The organism is Roseinatronobacter domitianus, from assembly GCF_023336755.1.
GTDB lineage: Bacteria > Pseudomonadota > Alphaproteobacteria > Rhodobacterales > Rhodobacteraceae > Roseinatronobacter > Roseinatronobacter domitianus.
In genome coordinates, this window is the sequence record NZ_JALZWP010000018.1 from 32607 (window position 1) to 56548 (window position 23942).

The 23942-nt window shown below is 61.4% G+C and carries 26 protein-coding genes and 2 pseudogenes; 11 read left to right on the forward strand and 17 right to left on the reverse strand.

What is annotated here, in order from left to right:
* Window positions 1–24: 24 nt before the first annotated feature.
* The gene (locus M3N55_RS14300) at window positions 25–2211 is read right to left on the reverse strand and encodes a phage tail tape measure C-terminal domain-containing protein (RefSeq protein ID WP_249060255.1); all 2187 of its coding nucleotides are present in this window, start codon (window positions 2209–2211) and stop codon (window positions 25–27) included.
* A 56-nt stretch (window positions 2212–2267) separates the two neighbouring features.
* On the opposite strand from M3N55_RS14300, the gene M3N55_RS14305 reads away from it, so the two are divergent.
* Both M3N55_RS14305 and M3N55_RS14310 read left to right on the forward strand, forming a co-directional pair.
* Complete coding sequence (locus tag M3N55_RS14305) at window positions 2268–2609, forward strand: type II toxin-antitoxin system RelE/ParE family toxin (protein WP_249060256.1); 342 nt, start codon at window positions 2268–2270, stop codon at window positions 2607–2609.
* Complete coding sequence (locus M3N55_RS14310; protein WP_249060258.1) at window positions 2606–2896, forward strand: helix-turn-helix domain-containing protein; 291 nt, start codon at window positions 2606–2608, stop codon at window positions 2894–2896. Before M3N55_RS14305 ends, M3N55_RS14310 begins: the two co-directional genes overlap by 4 nt.
* Before the next feature lie 5 nt (window positions 2897–2901).
* Here M3N55_RS14310 and M3N55_RS14315 read toward each other — a convergent pair whose 3' ends face one another.
* The 3 genes and pseudogenes from M3N55_RS14315 to M3N55_RS14325 all read right to left on the reverse strand — a co-directional run bounded on the left by M3N55_RS14315 (window position 2902) and on the right by M3N55_RS14325 (window position 4543).
* Window positions 2902–3045, reverse strand: a complete 144-nt coding sequence (locus M3N55_RS14315; RefSeq protein WP_249060260.1) for a DUF7697 family protein — start codon at window positions 3043–3045, stop codon at window positions 2902–2904.
* An 83-nt stretch (window positions 3046–3128) separates the two neighbouring features.
* Entirely contained in the window at window positions 3129–3602 is a 474-nt protein-coding gene (locus tag M3N55_RS14320; RefSeq protein WP_249060261.1) for a hypothetical protein, read from the reverse strand.
* A pseudogene (locus M3N55_RS14325) lies at window positions 3602–4543 on the reverse strand (phage tail tube protein). The gene M3N55_RS14320 and the pseudogene M3N55_RS14325 overlap by 1 nt, the downstream one beginning before the upstream one ends.
* Window positions 4544–4656: 113 nt before the next feature.
* Between M3N55_RS14325 and M3N55_RS14330 the strand changes: the two are divergent.
* Window positions 4657–5484 (forward strand): cobalamin B12-binding domain-containing protein, encoded by an 828-nt coding sequence (locus tag M3N55_RS14330; RefSeq protein ID WP_249060263.1) that lies wholly within the window; start codon window positions 4657–4659, stop codon window positions 5482–5484.
* A gap of 38 nt (window positions 5485–5522) precedes the next feature.
* On the opposite strand, the gene M3N55_RS14335 is transcribed toward M3N55_RS14330, so the two are convergent.
* The 7 genes from M3N55_RS14335 to M3N55_RS14365 form a co-directional block, all read right to left on the reverse strand.
* Window positions 5523–5939 (reverse strand): acyl-CoA transferase, encoded by a 417-nt coding sequence (locus tag M3N55_RS14335; RefSeq protein ID WP_249060265.1) that lies wholly within the window; start codon window positions 5937–5939, stop codon window positions 5523–5525.
* Between the two features lie 9 nt (window positions 5940–5948).
* Window positions 5949–6947 (reverse strand): nuclease-related domain-containing protein, encoded by a 999-nt coding sequence (locus M3N55_RS14340; protein ID WP_249060278.1) that lies wholly within the window; start codon window positions 6945–6947, stop codon window positions 5949–5951.
* A gap of 60 nt (window positions 6948–7007) precedes the next feature.
* On the reverse strand, window positions 7008–7637 hold the full coding sequence (locus tag M3N55_RS14345) for a DUF6441 family protein (protein WP_249060280.1): 630 nt from the start codon (window positions 7635–7637) through the stop codon (window positions 7008–7010).
* A 21-nt stretch (window positions 7638–7658) separates the two neighbouring features.
* Complete coding sequence (locus tag M3N55_RS14350; RefSeq protein ID WP_249060283.1) at window positions 7659–7970, reverse strand: head-tail joining protein; 312 nt, start codon at window positions 7968–7970, stop codon at window positions 7659–7661.
* A gap of 18 nt (window positions 7971–7988) precedes the next feature.
* Entirely contained in the window at window positions 7989–9011 is a 1023-nt protein-coding gene (locus M3N55_RS14355; protein WP_249060284.1) for a major capsid protein, read from the reverse strand.
* A 65-nt stretch (window positions 9012–9076) separates the two neighbouring features.
* On the reverse strand, window positions 9077–9457 hold the full coding sequence (locus M3N55_RS14360) for a head decoration protein (RefSeq protein WP_249060287.1): 381 nt from the start codon (window positions 9455–9457) through the stop codon (window positions 9077–9079).
* Between the two features lie 132 nt (window positions 9458–9589).
* Entirely contained in the window at window positions 9590–11146 is a 1557-nt protein-coding gene (locus M3N55_RS14365) for a S49 family peptidase (RefSeq protein WP_249060288.1), read from the reverse strand.
* An 80-nt stretch (window positions 11147–11226) separates the two neighbouring features.
* On the opposite strand from M3N55_RS14365, the gene M3N55_RS14370 reads away from it, so the two are divergent.
* Window positions 11227–11478 (forward strand): AbrB/MazE/SpoVT family DNA-binding domain-containing protein, encoded by a 252-nt coding sequence (locus M3N55_RS14370; protein ID WP_249060290.1) that lies wholly within the window; start codon window positions 11227–11229, stop codon window positions 11476–11478.
* Window positions 11475–11873 carry a type II toxin-antitoxin system VapC family toxin gene (locus M3N55_RS14375; protein WP_249060293.1) on the forward strand — a complete coding sequence of 133 codons (399 nt, stop codon included), beginning with the start codon at window positions 11475–11477 and terminating at the stop codon, window positions 11871–11873. Before M3N55_RS14370 ends, M3N55_RS14375 begins: the two co-directional genes overlap by 4 nt.
* A gap of 8 nt (window positions 11874–11881) precedes the next feature.
* On the opposite strand, the pseudogene M3N55_RS14380 reads toward M3N55_RS14375, so the two are convergent.
* From M3N55_RS14380 to M3N55_RS14395, 4 genes and pseudogenes are all read right to left on the reverse strand, one after another.
* A pseudogene (locus M3N55_RS14380) lies at window positions 11882–13402 on the reverse strand (phage portal protein).
* Entirely contained in the window at window positions 13402–13611 is a 210-nt protein-coding gene (locus M3N55_RS14385) for a phage head-tail joining protein (protein ID WP_249060296.1), read from the reverse strand. The pseudogene M3N55_RS14380 and the gene M3N55_RS14385 overlap by 1 nt, the downstream one beginning before the upstream one ends.
* 3 nt (window positions 13612–13614) lie before the next feature.
* Window positions 13615–15465 (reverse strand): phage terminase large subunit family protein, encoded by a 1851-nt coding sequence (locus M3N55_RS14390; RefSeq protein WP_249060299.1) that lies wholly within the window; start codon window positions 15463–15465, stop codon window positions 13615–13617.
* Window positions 15462–15731: a helix-turn-helix transcriptional regulator gene (locus tag M3N55_RS14395; RefSeq protein ID WP_249060302.1), complete on the reverse strand. Its 270-nt coding sequence runs from the start codon at window positions 15729–15731 to the stop codon at window positions 15462–15464. The genes M3N55_RS14390 and M3N55_RS14395 overlap by 4 nt, the downstream gene beginning before the upstream one ends.
* 686 nt (window positions 15732–16417) lie before the next feature.
* Between M3N55_RS14395 and M3N55_RS14400 the strand changes: the two genes are divergently transcribed.
* The gene (locus tag M3N55_RS14400) at window positions 16418–16945 is read left to right on the forward strand and encodes a hypothetical protein (RefSeq protein WP_249060305.1); all 528 of its coding nucleotides are present in this window, start codon (window positions 16418–16420) and stop codon (window positions 16943–16945) included.
* A 154-nt stretch (window positions 16946–17099) separates the two neighbouring features.
* On the opposite strand, the gene M3N55_RS14405 is transcribed toward M3N55_RS14400, so the two are convergent.
* A complete protein-coding gene (locus M3N55_RS14405) occupies window positions 17100–18356 on the reverse strand; it encodes a tyrosine-type recombinase/integrase (RefSeq protein WP_249060307.1) in 1257 nt (418 codons plus the stop codon).
* Between the two features lie 550 nt (window positions 18357–18906).
* On the opposite strand from M3N55_RS14405, the gene M3N55_RS14410 reads away from it, so the two are divergent.
* The 5 genes from M3N55_RS14410 to M3N55_RS14430 all read left to right on the forward strand — a co-directional run bounded on the left by M3N55_RS14410 (window position 18907) and on the right by M3N55_RS14430 (window position 23567).
* Window positions 18907–19689 (forward strand): ABC transporter ATP-binding protein, encoded by a 783-nt coding sequence (locus tag M3N55_RS14410; protein ID WP_249060310.1) that lies wholly within the window; start codon window positions 18907–18909, stop codon window positions 19687–19689.
* A gap of 6 nt (window positions 19690–19695) precedes the next feature.
* The gene (locus M3N55_RS14415; RefSeq protein WP_249060315.1) at window positions 19696–20607 is read left to right on the forward strand and encodes a LysR family transcriptional regulator; all 912 of its coding nucleotides are present in this window, start codon (window positions 19696–19698) and stop codon (window positions 20605–20607) included.
* A 154-nt stretch (window positions 20608–20761) separates the two neighbouring features.
* Entirely contained in the window at window positions 20762–21547 is a 786-nt protein-coding gene (locus M3N55_RS14420) for an ABC transporter permease (protein WP_249060317.1), read from the forward strand.
* A gap of 30 nt (window positions 21548–21577) precedes the next feature.
* The gene (locus tag M3N55_RS14425) at window positions 21578–22522 is read left to right on the forward strand and encodes an MBL fold metallo-hydrolase (RefSeq protein WP_249060320.1); all 945 of its coding nucleotides are present in this window, start codon (window positions 21578–21580) and stop codon (window positions 22520–22522) included.
* 55 nt (window positions 22523–22577) lie between these two features.
* On the forward strand, window positions 22578–23567 hold the full coding sequence (locus M3N55_RS14430; RefSeq protein WP_249060322.1) for an ABC transporter substrate-binding protein: 990 nt from the start codon (window positions 22578–22580) through the stop codon (window positions 23565–23567).
* Between the two features lie 253 nt (window positions 23568–23820).
* Here the strand turns inward: M3N55_RS14430 and M3N55_RS14435 are convergent.
* Window positions 23821–23942 (reverse strand): ATP-binding protein (locus tag M3N55_RS14435; RefSeq protein WP_249060327.1); only part of this gene is annotated, 122 nt, incomplete at its 5' end.

The following is a 23942-nucleotide window of genomic DNA, read 5'->3' on the forward strand; positions in this document are numbered from 1 at the left end:
CATCAAATGCAGATCGATCATGGTCTACATTCCCCTGCGCCCAAGACTGACCGCACGCGCGATATCCGCGGCGACCTGTGTTCTGGACTGGCGGAAGCTTTCTGCATCGCGGGCCATGATGGTGACGTTCACCGTCGTGCCGCCATCTGCGCCCGCGCCGCGCCCGCCATAGCCAGCGGCCTCTCTCCGTGAGAGCACCCGCTCGCCCCGCTGCAGGATCGCGGGGACTTCGTCAGGATTGATCCCCGCCCAACCGCCCGAATGCATGCGCGGGGCACCGGCAAAGGCCATGGCGGGCACCATGCGCGCCGGGGCGGGGCTGCCGACCAGACCACCGTCATGCAGGATATTGGCAAAGAGTCCGCCAGCGCTGCCCAAAACGCCCGAGAGCACACCGGCCAGCGGGCCAAGGAGGAACTTGCGCGCGGCAAGCCGCGCGAGATCCGCGATCATCGAGGTGACCAGATCGCGGAAGTCGAGTTTGCCCTTGCGTACGAAATCTCCAATCGCGGTCTCCGCAGACGAGAATGCCCCCACCAGCACCTGGCCGATATCAGACCCGATCTCGCGCGCCTTGCTGGTATAGTCTGAGAGCGACGCTGTGACCGCATCCCAGCCAGCCAGGGCCTGCCCAGCGCCAGATGCGGTATCCGACCCAGCCTTCTTCCCGGCAGCCCCCGCGCGACCCGCTGCTGCCTCGGCCTGATCCAGCGCCTCCGACATGCGCTGCGCACCAGCTGCCGCCACTCCCAGAGCGTCTTCAGTTTCATCACTCGACCCGCGCACGGTCTCAAGCAGTGCTGCCATCGCTTCCCGCGCGCCGTCAAACGCGCTGGCCAGTGTGGCATCTGCTCGGGCCCGAAATCCCTCTGCGGATTGCTCGGCACGCATTATCCCTGCGTCAAAGCTCGACACCCAGGCCTGCACGCCCAGCGCATCGATCTGGAACCCGGCTCCGATCACATCGGCGATCCGGTTGAACCCGGGTGCGATCCGGCTCAGGAAATCCGCCCATTTCTGCCCCAGAAACCGCATCAGCCGCAGCCAGAGCGCTTCGATTTCAGCCCCCATAGCGCGAAACCGATCTCCAAAGGCGGACAGCGACGTGCCGATCCCGTCCCAGACGGCCTTTGCCACATTGCCCATCAGCTCCAGAGCGCCCCCGAACCCACCGGCACCGGAGACCAGCTTCCCGAATTGATAGACCAGCTCGCCTGCGCCGACGATCAGCGCCCCGATGCCCGTGCGGATCAGCGCGCCGCGCAGCACGACCAGTGCTGTGGCCAACCCGCGCACGGACAGCGCGGCGGCGGCCAGCCCAGCCACCCAGCGCCCGGCCATGAAAGCGGCAAATGTGCCTGCGATGCTGACGAGGCGGCCAAGATTGCCAAAGAGGCCCCGGATCGCCATCCCCAGCGGCCCGGTGGTGCGCGACACGGCTGCCATGGCATCGGCGACGCTTTCCAGCGCAGGAGCTGCAGCAACTGCCAGCTGGTTCGACAGCTCCCGCCAGATCAGGCCCAGTCGCGAAATCGCGTCATTCGTGCGCTCGATCTGTGCGGCATCCTGATCGGAGACCACGACGCCAAAATTCCGGACATCCTGCGTGGCCTGCCGCAGCGTTGCGCCGTCGATGCGCCCGAAGACCAGAGAGGCCCGATCGCCAAACAGCTGAGAGGCAATGGCCGCGCGTTCGGCCTCAGGCACGAACTCCGCCAGCCGCTCCTGAATTGTCGCGATGCGGGTGTCCAGCGGCAAGGCTTGCAGATCCTCAGCCGAGAGCTGCAACCGGCGCAGGGCCTCGATGGCCGGGCCCGTGCCGGACGCTGCTTGCGACAACCTCCGCGTCAGCTGGATCGTCGCCTGTTCGACCTGACCCATCGACACGCCCGCCAGATCGCCCGCGCGCTCGAGCACCTGAATACTGGCCACTGTCGTATCCAACGAGGCGGCGAGCTTCGCCTGCGCGTCCACCGTTTGCAGGCCGGATCGGATCATGGCCACACCTGCGGCCGTGGCCGCCGCAACAGCCGCCGCACTTGCCACCTTGACCCGACGCGAAAACGCCGCAAGCCGCCGGTTCGCCGCCTCCATCTCCTGGCTGAGGCGCCCAAGGCCGCGCTTGCCAGCCTCGCCGACACCTTCCAGCGCCGTACGGACCTTCTCGCCGCCGATCACGGCAAGGCGGACGCTGACGCGCTTCTCGGCCATCGGGTTATCCTTCTATGCGTCATTGACATATGCGCCATTGGCGCACATATGCTCCTATGAGCATTGTGACTGTTGTTGAGACACCGGAATTCCAGCGCCGTGCGCGCAGCCTCATGTCAGAGGATGAGCGGTTGGCCCTGGTCCATTATGTCGCGCGCAATCCGACGGCGGGCGTGTCCATCGGCGGTGGTGTGCGCAAGTTTCGCTTCGCCCGGGACGGTGGCGGCAAGAGCGGCGGGTATCGGGTGATCCATTTCTTCAGCGCGGAGGCCGATATGCCGATCTTTCTGATCACGGTTTTTGCCAAGAACGAGAAGGCCAACCTCACCCCACGTGAAACAGACATGGTCAGACAACTGGGCGAGGCCCTTGCGGCAAGTTACAGGAGGACATCATGAGTGACGCATTCAAAAGCATTGAAACGGGTCTGCAGGAGGCACTGGCCCATGCGCAGGGCAAACCTGTCGGGACAGTCCACGAGATCGAGCTGTCCGATCCGGATGTGCAGGCGATCCGGGCGCGCACGGGCCTGTCGCAGTCTGACTTCGCGCGCAGCATCGGGGTGAAAAAGGGCACGCTTCTGAATTGGGAGCAGCGCCGCCGCAGCCCGGAGGGACCAGCGCGGGTATTGCTGGCGCTGATTGACAAGGATCCGCAAATTGTCCAGCGCACGCTGGTGCGCTGAGGCTGCTACGAGCGCTCGGATTCCATATGTTCATGGAGTTTGAGGACCATCACGGCCTCGATGCCGGGCAGGAGTTCCGCCATGACGATAGGCGGCACGCCCAGCGCCTGACCAAGTGCCAGAGCCGCGCCCATATCCCAGCCGATCACCGCACCCGGAGCGATGCGCAGCTGGCCGCCCAGCCGCCCGACCAGATCCCAGACCTGCCAGCCTTCCTGCGTAAGGGGCCGGTTCAGCCGCGCGGGGCAGTCCGTGCACGACCTTTCGCGGCCCTCGAAGGGCTCGCAGGCTTCGCTGGGTTCGCAACCCTCGCAGTAGCGCGCGCCCCCGCCGAATTCCCAGTCGGCGAGGGCGCAGAGGCGTTTTTTTCCTGTTCCAGCAGCAGACCTTTGGAAACATAAGTCAGCTGGGAGGCCTCAAATATGGGCCAGATATCGAGCAGCGCATCGATCGCCGCGGGGCTGGGATCAATCGGCACACCGTCCGCATCACCGATGCCTTCCCAAGCCAGCACCGCCCGCCGCGCGAGGGCTTTGGCGAAGGCCATGGCGCGGGTCTCATCCGTGGCGTCCTCGGGCATCGCCTCGACCTCTGGATCAGCGCGTGTGGCCACCATCAGCGCGGTGGTTAGCGGGCGCAGTTGCACGCGCACGCCTGGGGCGAGATCATGCCATCGGGGAGCATTGGTCAGATCTAGGGTCAGCATTAGTATTCCTCCACTGCATTTATAAGGGTGGCCGTGCACATCCGCCCCACAGTTGCATCCCGCGCGGCCTACCAGTCGAATGTTGCCTGCACCCCTTGCGTCCCTGAAATCTCGATGCGGGGGCGGGGCAGGTAGACCGCGTGCACGGTGAACGTGAAACTTTCGCCCGAGGGCAGGACATAAGCGAACTCCATCTCGCAAGGATCGCCATTGATGGCCTGCGTCACCAGTGTCTGGTCCGCAAAGCGCACCTCGATCCGGCCGGTGAGCGCGGCAATCGAGGGATCCGCGCCATCAATGCGTCCATCGGCGCGGATAGTTTCGATCCGATCGAGATTGTTGGCATAGGTGATCTCGGCTGAGACAACATTGCCCAGCGCTGTCCCATTGCGTTTGATCGACCCGTTGAAATGGCCGAAGCGTTGTAGCTCCAGCGTGGCAGGTGTTCCGGCGGCGGTGGCCGTTCCGACAGCTTCGCCCTGTGCCACCAGTCGCGCCGTCGCAGTCAGCAGGCCCGAGCGCTGCATCTGCCAGGAGAGCTGATCCAGCACACAGCCCGAATACATCGCATAGCGTGGCACCTCTGGCATGCCCGTCTCAATGGACATCGAAGGCAGTGTCCATGCGCCGGACTGGAATTCATGGGTGTAGGGCGCAGCCGATCCAGTGGTTGCCGGCGCGCCAAAGGCGGCCTTCAGCCAGAAGCCGAAGGCCTGTGCGTCGATGGGCACCACCACATCGCCATCCGAGGTCACCGCATCCTTGATCGCTGGCAGCGGATCGCGGCCATAGCCCAGCAGCTCGCTGTTCAGCAGCGGCTGCTCCGCGCCCAGCGTCGCGCTGGCAAAGGGCATCCGGGTGAAGCCGCTCGCGGGCGGGGTGCCATATGTCGTCTCGAACGCCAGCGCCATCTGCGCCCGCGCGCCTTGCGCTCGTGCCATTGTCTCGTTTCCTTGCTGTGATTAGAGTGTTCTGGTCTGGGTTAAGGAGCCCGAGCTGACATGAGTCGCGCTTGACTTGTGATCCTGATCATTTGGCTGTTGGGGGAGCTGCGATGGATCGCCAAAACACACCATTCGACAATGATGTCTTTACGCATGTTGCACAGCTCTTTGAACATAAGGGCCAGGTGCTGCCGCCCGACATGCTTGAGCAATTCGCGCGCGATGTTGTTACGCGCGTTTCCGAGCGGGTCGTGGGGCATCCCGCGCGTACAACGCTCTCTATTTCCGCGGATGATGTGGCCGCGTTTTGCGATCTGCTTCAGCTCCCGGATCAGCCGCGCGTCGCACTGGACTTCATCGCCGCGCGCCGCGCAGAGGGCACGAGCCTTGAAGATGTGTATCTCGGATATATCGGCGGGGCGGCACGTCTGCTGGGGGAGCGTTGGGAAGACGACCGGATGACTCCGTTGCAGGTGACAGTATGTGCGGGAACCCTCTACGCCCTCATGCGGGCGCTGCGTTCCTCCGAACTGGACCAGCAACACTTTGATGGCCGCCGGATGGCCCTGTTCGCGACCGTGCAGGGAGAACAGCACGGCGTCGGGATCACGGTTGCGGCTGACATGTTCCGCAAGGCTGGCTGGGATATCGATTTGCAGATCGGGCTGGACCAGAAGCGTCTGCTGGACCGGGTGCAGAAAACCCAGCCGGGTATCATCGGGCTGTCGCTGAGCAGCCGCGACCGGCTACCGGACCTTCTGAAAACTGTCGTGGCGCTGCGCCTTGCCTCCAACCACGCTTTTATCGGCGTTGCGCCGGGCGGCGATTTGACGGCTGAAGACGTGCGGTCGGTTGCTGATGTCGATATCGTGTTCGGGGATGCGCTCGGTGCGATTGAGGCATTGGAACAGGTGGTCGCGGCCAGACAGAGTTTTTAAACGGCCAGAGGAGCCAGCGGCTCAAGCAAAGCCCGTCCCTAGAGTGTATGCGATAGTGTGTAGTGCAGAACTACGGGAACAATCCCTGCCTTCAGGCTGGCGGCACCCTCGACCGGCAGATCGACGGGGCGTGGCGCTTCGGCCTCGACCCAGTCGCAAAGTCCGCCCAGTGTCCGGTCGGCGGCAATAGTCGCGCCGATACTGGCGCATAGCGTGTCGAAGGTGGTGTCACGGTCGGCACCCTGAACCACAGCCTCGATCTCGGCGCGGTGCTGATAGTGGTAGCGCAGCGGTGACAGCGTGACCTCCGGCTCGCCCGGCTCGCCGTCCCGCAGGATCAGGAGGCCAGCGGCAGGCACGCGCTCGGGCAGCACTTCGCCACGCAGCGCGGTGGCTGGTAGCGCCGAGAGTCGCGCGTGCAGCTCGCTGAGAATGGTTTCGCGGGGGGTGAGCATAAGGCGTTATCAGCCTCGAACCATACGCACAATTCGTGATAGCTCGAATTCTTCAGGTCTTTCTTGACCAGCTACGTGAAACAAGACCCGGTCTTTGGGAGATGCAGGAACCGACCCAAACGGCTCAGAAAGCCATATCATTGGGCCCGATCCAAAAACTGCGACAAAGAACGAAATCAACTTGTTCCTGACGCATTCGACACTTACGATTCCACCGCTCGGTAAGTCCTTAAGCTTAATTGGCGGACCATTGCCCCGCAGTTCAAGTAAGTCGCCTGAGATAACTCTTCCGCCGAACAGCTCAAGCTTATCAAAGGTTTCAAGCTGTGAGACTGCACGCACTGCAGCTTCGTAGTCCAGTGTGGGTATAGCACTGAAGAAGCCGTCGGCGGCGATCTGACTCGCTTCCTGTTCGAGGCAAAGTTCAAGGACAGACATGAGGAACCGCTCGCCGAAGCCTGATGCCTTCTGATGGCTCAAGAACCTCTCAAGCTCGTGATGCATGACAATTTCATTGCGACGGGCAACTGCTGACGGAACGCTCACGTTACGGTTCCACAGTATTACCCGGGAGATCCGAGTCTTCGGAACGCGGATGTTCTTCGCCTCCAGAAATGCACACAAGCTCTCCAGCTTCTTCTGGTTTTTCTGAAGCGGATCGTCGTGAATGACCTCTTCGCCATTCCGCCGCTCCTGAATCCAAGAAGAGCCCGAAATACGCACCGAACCAGACCAGTTCTTGATTTCTACTGCACTGATCTGCTTGTGCGACAAAACTATCAGATCAATTTCGTATCTGCCTCGCCTCGGTGAGCGAAAATCTGTCGGGACACGCTTGGAATGGAATATGCTTGCCGACTTCCAGCTAAGGTGGTTCGAGACCATCGAACGCAGAGCTAGCTCCGCGTCTCTGCCTGCGACGACTTCATCTAGTTCAGGTTCAGCGTTCGTAGCTACGATGTCGCGCCAAACCTGTAGTCTTGGAACACTTCCAACCCGATCCACCATGGGGAACTCCCAATCATTTCTTGGTCTTTTCTTAGCAGCGAACTGGAGATCGAGCCAAGATCATATGCGAATATCGAGCCAGTTCGCCAAGATCGCGCCCGGAAGTGCGTCCTGCGCCCGCTCTGCGTCCCGATCCAGATCCAGCCGCTTTGGCAGCCTGACCTGAGGGACAAGCAGGAAGATCGGCACGGTGGTCCGACCGCGTCCGGTTTTAGAGCGCGAGGCGACCGCGCGCCCCCGGGTGTTCAACCGCCCTTCGGCCACCAGCAGGCTTGGCCCCATCCGCCGATAGACAAAGCGCAGGCGCAGGCCAGAGCGCCGCTCCCATTCGCCGGGCGTGATGCGCCCACCACGCGCGGATTTGCCAGCGGCGGGGGTAGGGATTGCCAGCCAGAACCCATCGCGCGAGCGGATCAGCGGCCCGGTATCATGCGCGCCGATGATCACGGGCGCTTTCGACCAGACCAGTGTTGCGGCACTCAGGCTTGTTCTTCCTTTCGGATACTGCTCGGAGCGGATGGTGCGCGCGAGCCGCTGACCCAACCCCGCGCCGGTGATTTGCCCGCGCCAGGCGGTCTTGAGATTGGTGCCTGCCTCGCGTGTGGCCGTGGTGACAGCTCGTTCGCCTGCTTTGATCTCGGCCGCCATGATCGCTGCCAGATCCGGCGTGATATCCAGCCTCAGTTTCATGGGTTGTGTTCCGCTCTTGTGTCAGGCTGGTCGCAGATCGACAGTCCAGACCAACCGCTCCCGATCCCGCACCGGCTCCCCCTGAATAGTGAACGCCTCGGCGCCGAGTTCGATCCGGTCGCCCGGACGCGGGTTGGGGACCTCTGCCACCCGCAGATCCACCCGCGTGGTTTCCGACCAGAGCCGCGCGTCGCCAAAGCTGGTCACGTCATCCGCGCGGCGCATGACCACGCGGATAAGCTGGGCTGTGCCACCGCCCGCAATGTATGTCGCTTCAATGGAGATATTCGGATCGGCAAAGAGATTGTCGATGGCGGCTGCGAAGACTGACACGCGCTTGTCCTGCCGCTATCAGTTCGAGCTGTGCAGGCGAATAGCCAGACGCGGGCGCTTGTTCACCGGCAGGATGGAACTTTCCGTCATCAGATCGATCCAGCGGCCCTTGGGATCCATCATCTGGCGGGCGTAAAGCGGCAGACCGACGGTATTGGCGGTCTCCAGCAGGTTGGCAGGCCCGCCATAAGTGGTGAAGGTGTCGAAGGTGCCCAGCGGGAAGGCGATGCCTTCACCTGTGGGGATAAGCCGTTCCGATGTGCCGTTCGACAGCGTGACCGAGCCGTTGTATTCCTCAAACAGGATGCCCGCGAAAGGAAATGCCCGGCGCATGTCATCGCGCAGGGGCTGGCCGCCTGTGGCCGAGTAGAACTTATAGGCGTCCTCGGTCTTCGGATGACTGATCAGCTTGTCGAAGAATTCCGAGCTGACCAGTGCATGGGCCGTGGTCATGGTCTCGCCCAGCAGATTGTCTTCAATGGCGCGCAGGACGGTGCGGACCTTGCCCTGCACATTGGTGCCCGCGGTGCCGAAGACGAAATCCACCGAGACCTGAGACAGCCCGAATTCGGTGAAGTAATTGTAGAGCGTGGTGCCCGCCCCATCCTTCACGATGCCGCGCAGGGCGTTCATTTCCATATACTCGCGGGTCTGGGCATGCTTGCGCCGCATCAGCGTCAGCTTGCGGTTCATCACCTCGACCAAAGGGTCGGCCGCGTCTGACACACCCAGCGCGGGCATGCCTTGGATATCAGCGGGCAGGATCACATCATCATGCGGGATCCACGGCAGCGCAAAACTGCGCATCGAGCGCGCCTCGCGATTGCCAACGGTGGCCGGCGCGCCGAGCGGGACCGAGGGCAGGAGGCTCAGGACGCCTTCGTGCTGCTCAATCACGATGGAACGTTGCGTGACGCCCTCAAAGCGAAACAGCCCGATCTGGCCGAGGCGGGTATAGAGATTGGGCAGGATATTGATGGCCTGCGTCATCTCGGCGAGCGAATAGCCGCCCGCATCAAACGGGTTGCGGGTGATGGTCATGGGGAACTCCGGGGAAAGAGGGTGAATTAGGTGCTGTGCGGCGGAGGCGGCGCGATAACCTCCGATCAGGCGGTATCGCGCGCGATAATGCCGAGGCTGGCCAGCTGACCGAGTTTGGTGGTGATCTTGGCGCCGTCATCGACGGTAGCGTCATGGGCGAGGGCTGCGCGCGAGACGATTGCGGGGCCGCGTACGATCACCACGCCGATAGCATCGGCGAGCGTTGCATCGACGGGGTAGAGCAGCACGGCGGCTGCGGTTTGCGCGCCATCCGAGCCGCCGGAGGTGGCGAGCTTGTATTTGCCGCTGGCGGTGACGCGGCCCAGCACGGCGCCAACCGGATAGGCAGTGCCGGCCAGAAGCGTGACGGTTTCGCGGGTATAGTTCGGGTTCACCTCGTATTTGAGGAGATCGCCCATCGTGCTGGGTTGGGTGAGCGCATTCATGGCGGAGTTCCTGTGTCAGGGGTGCAAATGAAGAACCCCGCCGATGCAGATCAGCGGGGTGGGGTAGCAAGGTGTCGTGTGGTTGGTCAGGTCTCGGCGCCTTTGGCGGCGCAACAGAAAGGACAGAGCCGCTCAGCCGCGCGGACTGGCCGCGGCCCGTTTCGCCGCTGCCACGATCGGGCTTTCGCTGGCCTTGGGCAGGATTGGCGAGGGGGCGGCGGCCACGACATCCCGCGCATCCGACGCATCCGACGCGCGTTGCAGGACCAGCTTGCGCAGGGCTTCCGGAGTTGTGCCCTCGCGCAGCGCTTTTGCCGCGTCGATTGCGATGCCGAGCCGTCCCGCCTGGGCTGCGATCTCGGCGATCTCCGCCGCCGTCTCGCGAAACTGCGCCGAGAGCTCGGCCAGATTGGCGGGCTGTGGCGGTGCGGTTTGTGCGGTGGAGGACCGGTGATCTGCCTCTGACCCGGATGCCTGGCCATCGAGTGTCTGGGGTGTCTGTATCGCGGTTGATGCAACCGGCTCGTCTGACGCGGCGGCACCGGCCACAGTGTTTTTGGAGTCATCAGTAGGTGCAGCACCAGCGGTATTGTCACCAGCAGGGGCGTCATCAGCAGAAGGAGCGGAGTCGATCGCATCATCCGGCTGCGCATCGGTGGTATCCTCTCGCACGTCATCCTGTTCCGGCGCATGGGCCATGGCTCTTTCCTTTCGGGGTTGGTGGGTAATCGCTTGGTGTTTGGTTGACCGGGTGGCGCGGACGGTCGCAGTTACCGGCCTGCCCGCAATCATCTGCCGGAATGCAGCAAAGCCGCGCGCCAGATCCGTGACCTCGTCGGCAATACCCGCGGCGACGGCATCCGCGCCGCGATAGGTCGCGGCCTCGGTTGCCATCGCGGCCTCCTCGCTCAGCCGCCCGGTCCGGCCAGCGGCCACGGTTTCTGCAAAGAGAAAACGCAGCACATCGATCTCGCGCTGGATATCGCCTCGGACACCTTCCGGCAGGGGCTCATACGGATTGCCATCGACCTTGTGGCGACCGGAATGGATCAGCGTGACGCGCACGCCGTCCTGATCGAGCTGCCCGCTCATATCGGCATGCAGGACCACGACCCCTATGCTGCCCACGGCGCCGGTGCGCGGCAGAAGGATGCGATCCGCCTGTGAGGCCAGCACATATCCCGCCGAGAAAGCGTGTTCGGCCACAAAGGCCCAGACCGGCTTGGTGCCCCGAAGCGCACGAATGCGATCCGCAAGGTCAAAAACACCCGCAACTTCGCCGCCAAAGCTGTCAATTTCCAATGCAAGGCCGCGCACGGCTGGATCAGAAGCCGCTGCTTCGATCTGCGCCGCGATCCCCTCATAGCTGGTCTGGCCCGAGGACTGACCGACCCATCCGCCCCGGTGGATCAGCACGCCAGATATTTCGATCACGGCGATGCCGTCGATGATGGGGTAGGGCGCCTCGCCATGCTGGCGGTAGCCGTCAGCCAGACCGCCAGCCAGCAAGCTGGCGCGGGCGGGCAGGGAGGTTGCGCCGAGTGCATCCACCGCTCCGGTATCATCGACCATATCAACCCGCCGCCCAAGAATGCGCGGCCCCAGACCGGAGAGGAAGGCCATGGCTTTGGAGGGGTCTACCAGCAGCGGCGTGTTGAAGGCGCGCGCGGCAATGCGGGCGTGGAGCATCAGGTCCGGTCCTTCGCAGTTTTTGCAATTCGCCTTAGCTCATGGTAAGGAGAGTAAGCGTTTTGTAAGGAGTGTGGCTCATGCAAGAATCGACCGTGACCATCAAAGGCCAGACGACCTTGCCGCGGGATGTCCGCGCGGCACTGGGCCTCAGCAGTGGCGACAAGGTGCGCTATGTGATCCTTGATGGTGAAGTGCGCCTTATGAAAGCGCGCTCGGTGACAGAGCTGCGCGGTCTGCTGGCCCGGCCTGATCAAGCCACCGTTTCGCTTGAGGAGATGGACGAGGCCATCGCCGAGAGTGCTCGGTCCAGCGCAGGCACTCATCCGTGATCGCGCTCGACACCAATGTTCTGGTGCGCTTCCTGGTGCAGGATGACCCGGAACAGGCAAGGCTGGCAGGGTCTGTCATCGACGCGCTGAGCGAAACTATGCCCGGCTTCATCTCACGCGAGGTGCTTGTCGAGCTAGTATGGGTGCTGGAGCGCGCCTATCGACTTTCCAAACCCGATATCGCCGGGGCGATTGATGGATTGCTCGCCTCAGCTGAGCTGGTGATTGAGGGGGCCGATGAGGTGGGCCCCGCGCTGGAACTCTACCGCAATGACGGATTTGGGTTTGCCGATCTAATGATCGCTGCCGCCGCCCGACGCGCTGGGGCGAAAGAATTGGTGACCTTTGATCGCAAAGCCGCACAACTGCCCGGTGTCCGATTGCTGGGAGCCTGATCTCCAGATCAGGGCAAGTCCTCGTCTGGGCGCGGGCGGTCTTCCGCCTCATCGGTGTCATTGGCGTCATCGGCATCGCCCCGCGCCGCCGCGTCCGAATTGCCGTCGGCATCTGGCACTGCCTGCACGCCCTGCGCGGGCGATCCGGGTCGACGGAAATCGAGGCACAATGTGCGCTCGCGCGCCCGCTCCGCCGCGATTTCCCGATCAACCTGCTCGGCATCAAAGCCGCGCTCGGCAATGGCCTGCGTGCGGGATTTGAGCCCCGCCTCGATCTGGGCGATTTCGGCATTGGCGTCTTTCAGCGGATCAACCCAGTCCCACTTGGTGGGCAGCCAGTCGGCAGTGAGCAGCCGCGCGCGGTTGGTCTCATATCTCGGTAGCGAAAGCGCACCTGCCAGCACAGCCGCATCCATCCAGCGCGCATAGACGGGTCGGCACAGCTGATACACCATCACTGAATGCTGCCAGGCGGAAACCCGGCGCCGGAACTCGATCAGCGCGAGGCGCGAGTTCGAGAAATTGCCCTTCACCATGTCATTGGCGAGGTAAGGGTAGGGGATGCCCAGCGCGGCCGAGATTTGCAGCAATGTGCGGTACTGGAACGGCTCATAGGTCGCGCCGCTATCGGCAGGCTGGCCTACGGTCACATCCTCGCCCGGATCCAGCCGTACGATCTGGCCGGGGCTGATCTCGACGCCATCCGGCAAATCGTCATCCTCGGCGGGTGCCAGCGGGTTCTCTGGCGCAGGCGAGGTCACGAACATCGCGTACATCGCCGCGACCTTTTTGCGGTCGAGCTCGGCATCGTCATACTGATCGAGCAGAAACAGTTTCACGATGGCCGGGGCCAGCTTCGAGACCCCGCGCAGCTGGCCGCCCTCGACCGGGTCGATGATGTGGATAACTTCCGATGCTGGAACGCGCACCATTTCGCCCGCCAACCCCGGATCGGTGCTGTCGCCGGGGTGGCGGCGCAGGAAGTGATAGGCGACGCGCCGCCCGATCCGGTCGAACTCGATGCCCTGCCGGATCGCATTGCCGTTGGCGGCAATGCCGGACTGTTCCAGCGGCAGCATTTCCGAGGGCAGCATCTGGAGCTGCAAGGGCACCGAGAGCCCATCACTCGCCCGCCGCATCCGGATCCGGAAGAACACCTCGCCTGCGATAAACACTTCGCGGGCGGCGCGGCGTTGGAGCCCGTAGAAATCGGTCAGCCCCTCGGCATCGGCCTCGTCGGTCTAGGCGAGCCAGAGGCGCTGCAGCTCTTCCTTCCTTGCCGCATCCCCGATCTTCGAGATCGGCTTGATCCCCTCGCCCACGGTATTGGCTGCCCAGCTTTCGACCGCATTTACGGCATAGCCGTTGTTGCGAACGAGCCAGCGGGCGCGGGCGGTGATGTCGGGACCCGCGGCTGCGATCAGCGCGTTGACATGCGCGCGGGTGGCGCGGAACCCGCGCAGGCGCCGATGATGCTGACCGGCGTCGAACCCGCCGATGAAGGCGCCGAGGCGCTGACGCCAGTTCATCACAGATCCTTCACGGCGAAGGGGCGCAACACCCGCCCAGCGCCGCGCTCGAGTTTTGCAATGCGACGTTCGACATCGCTGATCGCGGCAGCCAGTTCGGCATCCGTGCCATAGTTGATGCTCTTGCCGTCATAACTGACCGAGCGCGTGCCGCTGTAGCGTGCGGCCAGCAGCGCGCTGTGGCGGGCCTTCAGATCATCGAGGGTCATCAATCATTCCATGTATCGGGGCGTGCTGATCTTCCAGCCGCGGCGGCGCGGTGCGGTGATGCGCCCGGCCTCGGGTTCCGTTTTGTTCTGGTCAGCGTACGGTGCTACATCTGGCGCAACACTTGGGGGTTCGACCCCGGCTTGGGCCTCCAGCTGCCGCCACATGCGCTCATCAAAACGATCTGCCCCGAGGATCCACGCGGCAGCCCGCGCATAGACGCGGGTGTCGAGCGCTTCATTGCGCTCGCGCAGCTTCTGCCATTCCTGGCGGGCATAGCCACGCTTGTCGCGGATGGTGACCAGCTGCTCGGCCACCAGCTGTTTCAGCCATTCGCTATCGGCCCAGTCGGGCAGGTGGATCGTGCCCGCCGGATGGCGCGCGCCTTGCGCGATATCCTCATCGCTGGGCCGCTCGATCCGCAGATACCGATAGGTTTCTGCTTTGAAGGTCGCCGTGGCCACGGTCCAGAGCCGGGCGCCGCGTTTCAGCTTCCGCCCGTTTACGGTGGCATCGACATAGGTCGGGCCTGACACGGGTGTTGCCCGATTAAACCCTTCGAGTCCCTTCACCGGCGCCACTTGCGCAATGCCCTGCTTTCGGGACCAGGCGTAGACGGCCGCGGATTCGTAGCCCGTGTCGATGGCGAGCTTCGCCAGCGTCATGATTGCGCCGTTCTCATGCGTCCATGTCTGGCCCAGCAGAGACGTCAGGCTGTCCCAGCACGTAGGATCATCCGGTCCACCCGGGATGACGATGTGATCCACGAGCCAGCTGGTCATGCCGCGGCCCCAAGCCCAGACATCAACCTCGATCCGGTCTTTCTGCACATCGGCGCCTGCGGTCAGGAACAGCCCGCCTGCCGGGATCTGCGCTGCAAATACCTCACGCGGATCCGCCAGACGCTGCCATTCCGGGGCTTCCCCGCTTTCGACCCATGTCTCCCCCAAGAGCGTGTTGCGCGCGGCGCGCAGCATCTCATCCGAGCCTTGGGCGGCCAGCCAGTCCCGCGCGATCTGCTCCCAGCTCTTCCAGCCGATCGGCGAATAGAGGGCGGAGAGGTGGAAGCCGATCGATGTCGGGTCTGCCGAGACCGCCGTCGCCCGCCATTCGCCTTGTTCCAGCATCTGCGTCTTGTGGTGCTCCGCGATCGGCGTCTCACAGCCAGCGCAGTGATAGGCGGCCGTTTCAGGCCGCCCCTTGTCCCAGCGTAGCCGCTCGAACTCGAGCCATTGCATATGTCCGCAATGCGGGCAGGGGACATAATACCGGCGCTGATCACTGGCCTCGAACTCCCGCTCGATGCGCGACATCCCCCGGATCGTGGGCGTCGAGACCATGAACACCTTGCGCCGATGCGCGAAGGTGGTGGTGCGCGCTTCGGCCAGCGTGACCGGATCGCCTTCTTCATCGGCCGAGCCGGGATAGGCATCGACCTCATCGAGAAACACATAGCGTGCAGGCATCGAGCGCAGGCCGGTGGCCGAGTTCGCGCCCGTGAGCACCAAAATGCCGCCCGGGAATTCCTTGGACAGCATGGAATTGCCGGCGTCGCGCGAGCGGGCCGGGCTGACGCGTTCTTTAAGCGCGGCGCTATCCTTGATCAGCGGATCGATCCGGCCCCGCGAGCTGCGTTTCGCCATCTCGACCGTCGGCAGGACAGCCAGCATCGGGCCCGGCGCGTGATGGATCACGAAGCCGATCCAGTTATTGCCAGCCTCAGTTGCGCCCACCTGCGCGGAATGGTTCACCACATCGGCCACGACCATGCGCGCTTCGCGCAGCCGCTCTTCGATCCAGTCCTGGCGGGCCGCATCCCGCGCCCGGCGCTTGCGGAAGGGCAGGGGGAGGGTCATCGCCGGCCTCCCGCGCGCCGCGACGCCCCGCGCTTCGCCGCGTCTTTGCGCTGCTGCTCTTGTGCAAGCAGCCAGGCACGCACCGTGTCGCGGCGGTAAAACACCTTGCGCCCGATCCGGGTGCAGGCGGGGCCTATCTGGCGCGCTTCCCAACGCGAGAGCGTATCGCAGGTGAGGCCCAGCTCTCGCGCCAGCTGATCGCGGCTGATCCAGTCAGCCAGCAGGTTCAGGGGTTCCTCCTGCGCCGCAGGGGCAATGCTCTGCATTTCTGTCTCCTTTTCGGTAATCCCGGCATCGGCCAGGGCAAGGGGAGCGAAGCAGAGGTGCAAGACCGGAACCTAGGCGGAGACCGGAATTGAAGCGGCCGGAGCAATTCCGGTCCTTGTTTTGTTGGCGATAGCGCGTCTCATGCGGAAACCGGAATTGGCGCATAGGGCATTTCAATTCCGCAATTCCGGTCGGTCCAGAGCGTGGGTGATTCTGAGGTTCGCTGCATGAGGCGGAATTGGTCGGCATCAACTGCGCCTCCGGTGCAGACGCCTATCCGGCGTGACGAACACCTGTTCCGGCTGCTCGGCTCGATTGTCTGAACGATTTTCAACTGCAGGGTGTTCTTATTATGTTCGGCATCGACTAGAGATGCCGCATCGCGAACGACTCGCCTTAAGGATGTGTGTCCGGCTCTGGTTTGACCAGGGCTGGCCAACGCAAGCTGGTCTGAGTTCTGCGTGCCGCGCTGCAATCGATCCGATGAGATCGTCGCTGCCGACAAAATTTGACGCAAGCTGAGACGGCCCGCTCGGATTCGCGGGGCCGTTTCCAAACGTAATTCACGTGCCACTGGTCTTTTGACCGGGGTGCTTTTGCTTGAAGAAAGGGTGCTACTCAGATGAATTTTCCGCCGCGAGCCTTCTATTCCCTGACGGAAGTTTCTGCACGCTGGGGTTGTTCGATGTCTGACATTGCCGGATGGGCGGCGACGGGCCATTTAACGCTGGTCACCAGCATCGGGGCTGTCACCTGCGGTTGCCTGCCGGTGGTTGGCATTGTTGAGGTCAGTGCACGTGACATGATGTGCATGTTCCGCGGCAGCGGTCCGAGTGAAGAGGAATGCCGCATCCTGCGGATCCGGCAGCCGGGGGAGGGGCACTGGCAATACATCACTGACCCGGCCGCGGGTTTGCGGGTCACGCCGAACGATCTGCTGCTGATGGCAGAAGACGTGCATAAGTTCGAGGATGAGCGCGATCTTCTCCGCCGCCCAGCGCTGCCAACAGGATCGGCACCGCGCTACGACTGGGAAGGGATGACCATCATGCTGATCAAGCGTTTCAATGACCATGGCCTGCCAGCGACGCAGGCCGAGCTGATCAACGAAATCCAGGATTGGTTTGTGCAACACTCACCCGATGGCGAGATCCCCGAGGAAAGTACGACACGCAAGAAGATCGCGCCGATCTGGCGGGCACTGCGCGGGTGAGGCGCAGATTGCCCTCAGGCCAAGGGTAAAGAGGGAAGGGCGGCTGCTCGGTTTAAATGACCCAGCGCTGTGTTCTTGCGCCTCAGTCTGGCTGACAGCCTGTCAGTCAGTTCGCCGGACAGAACGCCCAAGCTACAGCCTGCGCGAAGAATGGTCAGGCGCCTTTGCGCGCCTGATCCGCATCATGCACCAGCTGTGGGCGAGGCCGAAACGCGCTGGCCACAACGCTCAGTCCTTCGCGCAGGGGTGAATCCATCAGATGCGCATAGCGCTGGGTCGTCTGCATCTGGCTATGGCCCAGGAGCTTACCGATCATCTCGAGCGAGGCGCCACCGCTGACCAGAAGCGATGCGAATGTGTGGCGCAGGTCATGCACGCGCACACCGGACAGATCAGCTTCCTTCTGGATCGCAAGCCAGAAGCGGCGGATTTCGCGAACAGGCTTGCCGGGTACATCGCCCGGAAAAAGCCATGGCGTGCCGCGGGGGACAACCAGCTGGCGCTGCCGCACGATCGCAGCGACCTCCGATGAGATGGGGATCCGGTGGACTTTGCGCTGCTTGGTGGCAGCTGCGGGCTTCGACCAGGTGCCAAGTTCGAGATGGAACTGCTCGAACCGCGCATTCTGCACCTCACCTACGCGTGCACCGGTCAGCATACACAGCCGGATGATCCCTGCCGCGCGCTGATCCTCGGCCGCGTCCAGCGCCTGCGCCAGCCGCCCGATTTCTTCATGGGTCAGGAAGCGCTCTCGGGCGGTTTCGATCCGGCGGCGAAACCCGCTGGCCGGATTGTCCTCGCGCCAGCCCCATTCCATCGTGAGCCCGAACATCTTGCGCAGCACCTCGCCCACGCGATTGGCGCGCACGGGTGTGGGCTTTGGCCCCTGCAGTTTGCGAGTGCGGTTATTGGGTTTGGCCTTGGACGGACGCGCGCGACCGGCGGCGATTTTGGTCAGCAGCTTCTCGACATCCGATTTGGTAATGTCGCGTACCAGCCGGTTTCCCCAGTCCGGGGCCACCAGCTTATGCATGATCGTGTGCTGGTCACGGGCATTCCTGGGCGCAAGATGCGTTGCGTGCTCTTCGAGATAGCGTTTGATCATGTCCGACACCCGTGGGGCTTCACGCGACGCTTCGCGCTCGGCCAGTGGATCGATCCCCTCATCGATGCAGCGGCGCAGCTCCTTAGCGCGTTCGCGGGCAGCGACCGTCGTCCATTCCGGCCAGCGCCCGATGACCATACGCCGCTGGCGACCGGAAATCCGATAGTCGAGCGTGAAGGCGCGATTGCCGGACGGGTAGATCGAGATCGAAAACCCGCGCACATCGGTGTCGAAGAGCTGGTACACCCGTGCGCCCGGATCGGCCTCGCGTACGGATTTCTCATTCAGTTTCAACCTTTTGACCATGCATCACTCCCCGGCAGCCCATCGGATATGAGGCGTAGATTCGCGCCCATATCAAGCAAAGCATGGCCAGAGGACCGGAATGTAGGAATTGACCGGAATTGGGGTGGGCTGGGGCGTTCCGGTGGGGAGCGTGGTGTCGACGTAGAGGGCGGGAAGTGTGAATTCTCCGCACCTGCGAAGACACACTGTCAAACACATGGAAGTCGCCATTCGCAGGGAGGGGAGTTTGCAAAGTTTGGGCCGTTTTCCGACAGCGGCCATCCGTAGAACACAGCATATGCCGGGTGAGTTTCCAAAGCTGCTTCCTATCGGTAATGTATTTTCTTCTCTTGAAGCTCGCTGCTGGACTACGAAACGTGGCCAAACCTCAAGCCGAATCGATCAGAGAGGCGAAGCAGTGTCGGCCGGAAAATCAGAACGATGAGGTGTAATCGTTCTGCTTGTGCGGCGCCAAACATCTTGTATGAAGGAAGTGCTTGCATTCGTTCGTCCCGGTCGTGGTTGAGCGATGCTGGTTATTCTCAATTGCTCCGACCAGAGGTCCAACACGATGTCGAAAGCAATAACGTTTTCTAAGGTCACTCAGTCCTTCGAAAGACGCGGTCAAACCTCAATTCAAGCACTTGACGATCTTTCATTCGAGATCGGCGCACGTGAATTTGTTTCCGTGTTGGGGCCTTCAGGATGTGGAAAATCTACACTGTTACAACTTTTATCTGGCTTGTTGATGCCATCTCACGGAACGATAAGCGTTAACGATCAGAAAGTTACCGGCCCGAGGGATGACGTCGGGATCGTTTTCCAAAAGCCCACGCTTTTGCCGTGGTTCGACGTTGTCGGGAACGTGACATTCCCCATCCGGCACAAGGGCCTTTCAGTAACCAGCGAGATTCAGGATCGCGCCCAGGAGTTGCTCGAATTGGTTGGGCTGAAGGAATTCTCTGCCCGTCGTGTCGACGAACTGTCTGGCGGCATGCAGCAACGGGTCTCAATCGCCCGGGCCCTCCTGCTGGACCCGGACATCCTTCTGATGGACGAGCCTTTCTCCGCTCTCGACGCGCTCACACGTGACGAAATGAGCTTTGAGCTTCTGCGCATCTGGTCTGCCAAGAAAAAGACGGTTCTCTTCATCACGCACTCGATTCCGGAAGCTTTGCTTTTGTCCGACAGAATTATCGTCATGACACCAAGGCCCGGTCGGGTCATGGAAGAAATTAACTGCCCCTTTCAGCGCCCCCGCTCTCAAGAGACGCTTGGCGACCCTAGGTTTGCCGAGTTATCAAACCATATTCGTGGATCGCTTCTTAAAGACAATGCAAACCAGCCCCAGTAGACGCTCATGATACTCTCTCGCGCCTGGACATATTTCGAGGCCGTTGCGCGCCATGGGTCATTGAAGTCAGCCTCGGAGGAGCTGAATGTGGCATCTTCGGCCATCGGCGCGCAGATATCTCAACTTGAACACGATCTTGGTGCGCCGCTGTTTGATCGCCTCCCAAGGGGCATGCGCCTCTCCAGCGCGGGCGAAACATTTCTGCATCACGGGCGCCGTGCCATACTCGAAATCGAGCGCGGCAGGGCTTTTGTGGAAAGGCTGCACGGCACGGACAGTGGCTTGACAACCCTCGCGACAGTTGAAGGTCTGGCGCAGGGCCTGGTCGCGGATGCGCTGGCGGGGCTTTGGAAAAGCAAGCCGAACATTCGGGTGTCGGTCACATCTGTGGCGAGCGCGCGTGTCCCGGAGATGATCGACAATGGACAGGCGGAACTCGGCCTCTCCTATCTTGGTAGCAGACACGCCTATGTAAATGTTCTGGCCAACGTCAAACTCGAAATCGGCGTGCTGCTTCCGCAAAATCACGAACTGGCGTCGAAAGGCCAAATTTCTCTTGAAGAACTCGCAGAAACTGGCACGCCGCTTCTCCTTTCGGACCAGTCTGTCAACGTCAGGGAGATGCTCGAAGCTGCCGTAGGGCGATCTTCGCTGGAGAGACACACACGGCTTGTATCGAACTCCACGGCTTCACTGACTCGGCTGGCTGAACTGGGGGCTGGCGCGGCGATCCGCACGCGACTGGAACCGATACTGGGGAGGCCTGATAAGGGCGGGTTATCCTTCGCAACCCTTGTTGAGCTGAAGGGAACGGTGCAAGAGCTTGCCCTGATCAAGAACAAGGATGTTAGCTTGAGCCCGGCAGGACAAACTGTCGTGGAGCACCTTCAGAGGTCTCTGCGAGAGCTCGACACATAAATCAGAGTTCTGTTTTTCCGACCGTTAAGAGCGAAACCTTCTGCTTGTTAGACTGCTTCCGGCGGATAACATGCAGCAAGGATAAATGGAATCGGTCCGGTCATGCCGCTGGTTCTGATTTCAATGCGTCGCTTCGTAGAAATCGTGGAATGCCATGACACTGTCAAAACAACTGTTCGCCCTAACCGAACGCTTCGGCGCCCTGATTAGCTTATCGCTCGTGTTGCTTTTGTGGGAAGTGGGCGTTTCCCTCTTCAACATTCCAACCTACGTCCTGCCACCCCCATCCGACGTCTTTGCAGCCGCGACCGGCATTGCATTCGGGCAATGGTTTTCGCATAGCGCTGCAACGCTCAAGGTTGTGTTGGCCGGTTTTTTCGCTGCAACCTGCGTTTCAATCCCACTGGCCGTTGCGATTTCAAGCTCGCGCATGGCTTCAAGCCTCATCATGCCCGTACTGATCGCGATCAAGGCGACCCCTGTGGTCGCGGTGGCGCCGATTATCATTGTCGTGCTGGGCACCGGCGATATGCCACGGGTGCTGATCACCTTCCTGATAGCCTTCTTTCCAATTGTTGTTTCGGCAACGACCGGCCTCGCCTTGGCGCCGCCGGAACTCATCAGCTTGTCAAAATCTCTCAAGGCGTCGGGCTGGCGAGAGCTTTGGGACATACGGCTGCCCTACGCCGTGCCGCATATCTTTTCGGGTCTGAAAGTAGCCAGCACGCTGGTCGTGACCGGTGCTGTCGTTGGGGAGTTTGTGGCAGCTGAGCGCGGCCTAGGATATCTCGTCCTGTTCTCCACGTCGAATTTTGACGTTGCGACGGCTTTCGTTTGCCTCGGGCTTTTGGTGGGTTTCAGCCTCCTACTCTTCTCATGTGTAGGAACCGTGCAAGCGCGATTGTTCCCGTGGTCACTGCCCAAGGACGCCACCGGTTGACAGACCCAATCAAGCTCAAAGGAAAAATCGATGGACCATACCTTGTATCGAGGCGTACACCTGAACCAGGAGTTGCCAAGTTTTGCGCGCGTATGGTTGTTGGGGACCGGCAGCCCGTCTCTTCAGGTGTGCCGCCACGGCATCAGTACGCTGATGCAACTGCGCGGGCGCTTTTTTCTATTCGATACAGGGCGTGCAACGTTGCAGCGCATGTATGAATGCGGAATTCCGGCCGCTCAGGTGCGAAACGTGTTCATCACGCACCTCCATTCGGATCACATATGCGGCATGCCCGATTTCTGGATGACGGCATGGTATGTCATGCACAGGTCAAAGCCGCTCAGGATCTACGGGCCTAAAGGGACCGAACGCTTTGTCGCTGGCATGAAGGAAATGCACCATTTCGATTTGGACGTGCGCCCAAAATACGAAACGGCGAAGATCGAAGGCGTACAAATCGAACCGACCGAGTTCGAAGAGGGAGTGGTGTATGACGAGGACGGCATCACGATAAAAGCTTTCCTTGTCGACCATGGACCGGCGACCCCAGCTTACGGGTTCCGAATTGAGTGCGACGGAAAGGTCATCGTTCTGTCGGGTGACACGACTTACAATACGAACTTGGTTCAACATGCGACGGGCTGTGATCTGTTGATCCACGCTGTTGCTGCGGCTTCAGATCGTCAACTTGCAGAGAACGAGATCACGCGGCGCCTGATCAAAAACCATACATCGCCCGAACAACTGGCACAGGTCCTCGAAGAGGCGAAGCCCAAGATGACGCTGTTGCATCACATTAGCACATGGCGCGTGACAGAGTACGACATTCTTTCACGCATCCGTTCCGGCACTCACCAGCCTTTCGAAATGGGGCATGACCGCATGGAAATCTTGGTGGGCGATGAGATCAAGATATTCCCGTCGAATGCGCCTGCAACGGGTGAAGACCTGATCGTGAGCGATCATGCGGACTAGTCCGCCAATATCGGCAAAAGCCAATCATCATCTAAACGCAAAATCGGAGCCAGACATGAAAATTCGGAAATTTGCCGCCCTCGCGACCACCGCGATATTCGTCGCCAGCGCCGGTACAGCTACCGCGATGGAAAAAATCGTGTTTCAGCTCGGCTGGCTACCCGGAGGGAATTATGCACCCCTCTACGTAGGTATCGATCAGGGTATCTTTGCCGACGCCGGGTTTGATGTGACGATCCAATCGGGTCGCGGAGCATCTGACGTGGTGACTAAGCTGTCCACCGGATCGTCCGACATTGGCATCGCGGCGTTTGGTGGGCTGTTGCGGTCCCACGTCGCCGGCAACAGCCAGATCAAGGCGATCTATTCCGTCTACACTCAGCAACCGGATTCAATTATCACCTATGCTGGATCGGGCATCGAGACGCTGGCGGATGTGAGCGGGAAAACCATCGCGACATCTGCAAACTCATCGTCCAACTTTTCCTGGCCGATTGTTTTGCAGAATAACGACATTGATCCGGATAGCGTAACCCTGATCAAGTCGGATCCGAAAACTCTGGCGCCCATGCTGGCGACAGGGCAAGTCGATGCAGTAATCGCATTTTCGACAAACGGCCCCTCCTATTCGGAAATCCTTGGCAAGGCAGAGAGGGATATTGTCATCATCCCGTGGGCAGAGTTCGGGTTTGACGGCTACAGCCACATGCTGATGGCCTCTGAAACCCTACTGAGCGAACGCCCAGATGCGGTCAAAGGCTTCCTTGTGGCCTATACAGAAGCCGCCGAAGCCGCGATGGCGGATCACGAAGCTGCTGCGGACAGCGTCATCGCCGTCGCGCCACAACTCGACCGGGACGTCGCACTTGCTCAGTGGACCTCCGCATTGGCGCTGATTGATAATGAGGTATCTCAGGCGTCCGGTTTGGGGCAGATCGATGAAGCCCGCGTCATGGCGACATGGGACTGGGCCGCGAAAGCCCAGAACCTCGCCATGGACACTATTGATCCGCTGAATGCTGTTGCCATCGGGTTTGTTGAATAGGCGAAGGGGCACCGACACCTATCGTTGATGACAAGGTGTATCGAGGACCATAGAGAAAAACAGGCGCAATAGCTTTGCGCCTGTTTGTAATTCTCAGGATACGCAAAGCGTTGACTAAAGTCACTCTAGACCTTGCAGACCAGTCGCGGCCCACTCAAACTTCAATCTTGAGCATCTTTGTGTTGATTGTCACTGAGAACTGACCCGGCATTGTCACCGAGAACTGACCCACCCAGTTGTTATGTTCTGCGTGTCATGTTGGGGTCAATGGTGGTGTTTCCTTCCGTTTCTTTTTCGCTGTTTCGGAGCTGGCCTTGAAGCGGTAACTGTCGTTGCCGGTCTCCAGAATGTGGCAGCGGTGGGTGAGGCGATCGA

Coding starts and splice junctions, on each gene's coding strand:
- M3N55_RS14430 (WP_249060322.1), top strand. CDS start 22,578: ATGAAAATTCGGAAATTTGCCGCCCTCGCGACCACCGCGATATTCGTC.
- M3N55_RS14400 (WP_249060305.1), top strand. CDS start 16,418: ATGTCTGACATTGCCGGATGGGCGGCGACGGGCCATTTAACGCTGGTC.
- M3N55_RS14405 (WP_249060307.1), bottom strand. CDS start 18,356: ATGGTCAAAAGGTTGAAACTGAATGAGAAATCCGTACGCGAGGCCGAT.
- M3N55_RS14420 (WP_249060317.1), top strand. CDS start 20,762: ATGACACTGTCAAAACAACTGTTCGCCCTAACCGAACGCTTCGGCGCC.
- M3N55_RS14365 (WP_249060288.1), bottom strand. CDS start 11,146: ATGCTCCACGCCCGCATTGCCGCGCGCGCCTTCAACACGCCGCTGCTG.
- M3N55_RS14300 (WP_249060255.1), bottom strand. CDS start 2,211: ATGGCCGAGAAGCGCGTCAGCGTCCGCCTTGCCGTGATCGGCGGCGAG.
- M3N55_RS14425 (WP_249060320.1), top strand. CDS start 21,578: ATGGACCATACCTTGTATCGAGGCGTACACCTGAACCAGGAGTTGCCA.
- M3N55_RS14370 (WP_249060290.1), top strand. CDS start 11,227: ATGCAAGAATCGACCGTGACCATCAAAGGCCAGACGACCTTGCCGCGG.
- M3N55_RS14330 (WP_249060263.1), top strand. CDS start 4,657: ATGGATCGCCAAAACACACCATTCGACAATGATGTCTTTACGCATGTT.
- M3N55_RS14410 (WP_249060310.1), top strand. CDS start 18,907: ATGTCGAAAGCAATAACGTTTTCTAAGGTCACTCAGTCCTTCGAAAGA.
- M3N55_RS14320 (WP_249060261.1), bottom strand. CDS start 3,602: ATGCTGACCCTAGATCTGACCAATGCTCCCCGATGGCATGATCTCGCC.
- M3N55_RS14395 (WP_249060302.1), bottom strand. CDS start 15,731: ATGCAGAGCATTGCCCCTGCGGCGCAGGAGGAACCCCTGAACCTGCTG.
- M3N55_RS14360 (WP_249060287.1), bottom strand. CDS start 9,457: ATGAATGCGCTCACCCAACCCAGCACGATGGGCGATCTCCTCAAATAC.
- M3N55_RS14310 (WP_249060258.1), top strand. CDS start 2,606: ATGAGTGACGCATTCAAAAGCATTGAAACGGGTCTGCAGGAGGCACTG.
- M3N55_RS14385 (WP_249060296.1), bottom strand. CDS start 13,611: ATGACCCTCGATGATCTGAAGGCCCGCCACAGCGCGCTGCTGGCCGCA.
- M3N55_RS14390 (WP_249060299.1), bottom strand. CDS start 15,465: ATGACCCTCCCCCTGCCCTTCCGCAAGCGCCGGGCGCGGGATGCGGCC.
- M3N55_RS14415 (WP_249060315.1), top strand. CDS start 19,696: ATGATACTCTCTCGCGCCTGGACATATTTCGAGGCCGTTGCGCGCCAT.
- M3N55_RS14345 (WP_249060280.1), bottom strand. CDS start 7,637: ATGAAACTGAGGCTGGATATCACGCCGGATCTGGCAGCGATCATGGCG.
- M3N55_RS14305 (WP_249060256.1), top strand. CDS start 2,268: ATGAGCATTGTGACTGTTGTTGAGACACCGGAATTCCAGCGCCGTGCG.
- M3N55_RS14340 (WP_249060278.1), bottom strand. CDS start 6,947: ATGGTGGATCGGGTTGGAAGTGTTCCAAGACTACAGGTTTGGCGCGAC.
- M3N55_RS14355 (WP_249060284.1), bottom strand. CDS start 9,011: ATGACCATCACCCGCAACCCGTTTGATGCGGGCGGCTATTCGCTCGCC.
- M3N55_RS14335 (WP_249060265.1), bottom strand. CDS start 5,939: ATGCTCACCCCCCGCGAAACCATTCTCAGCGAGCTGCACGCGCGACTC.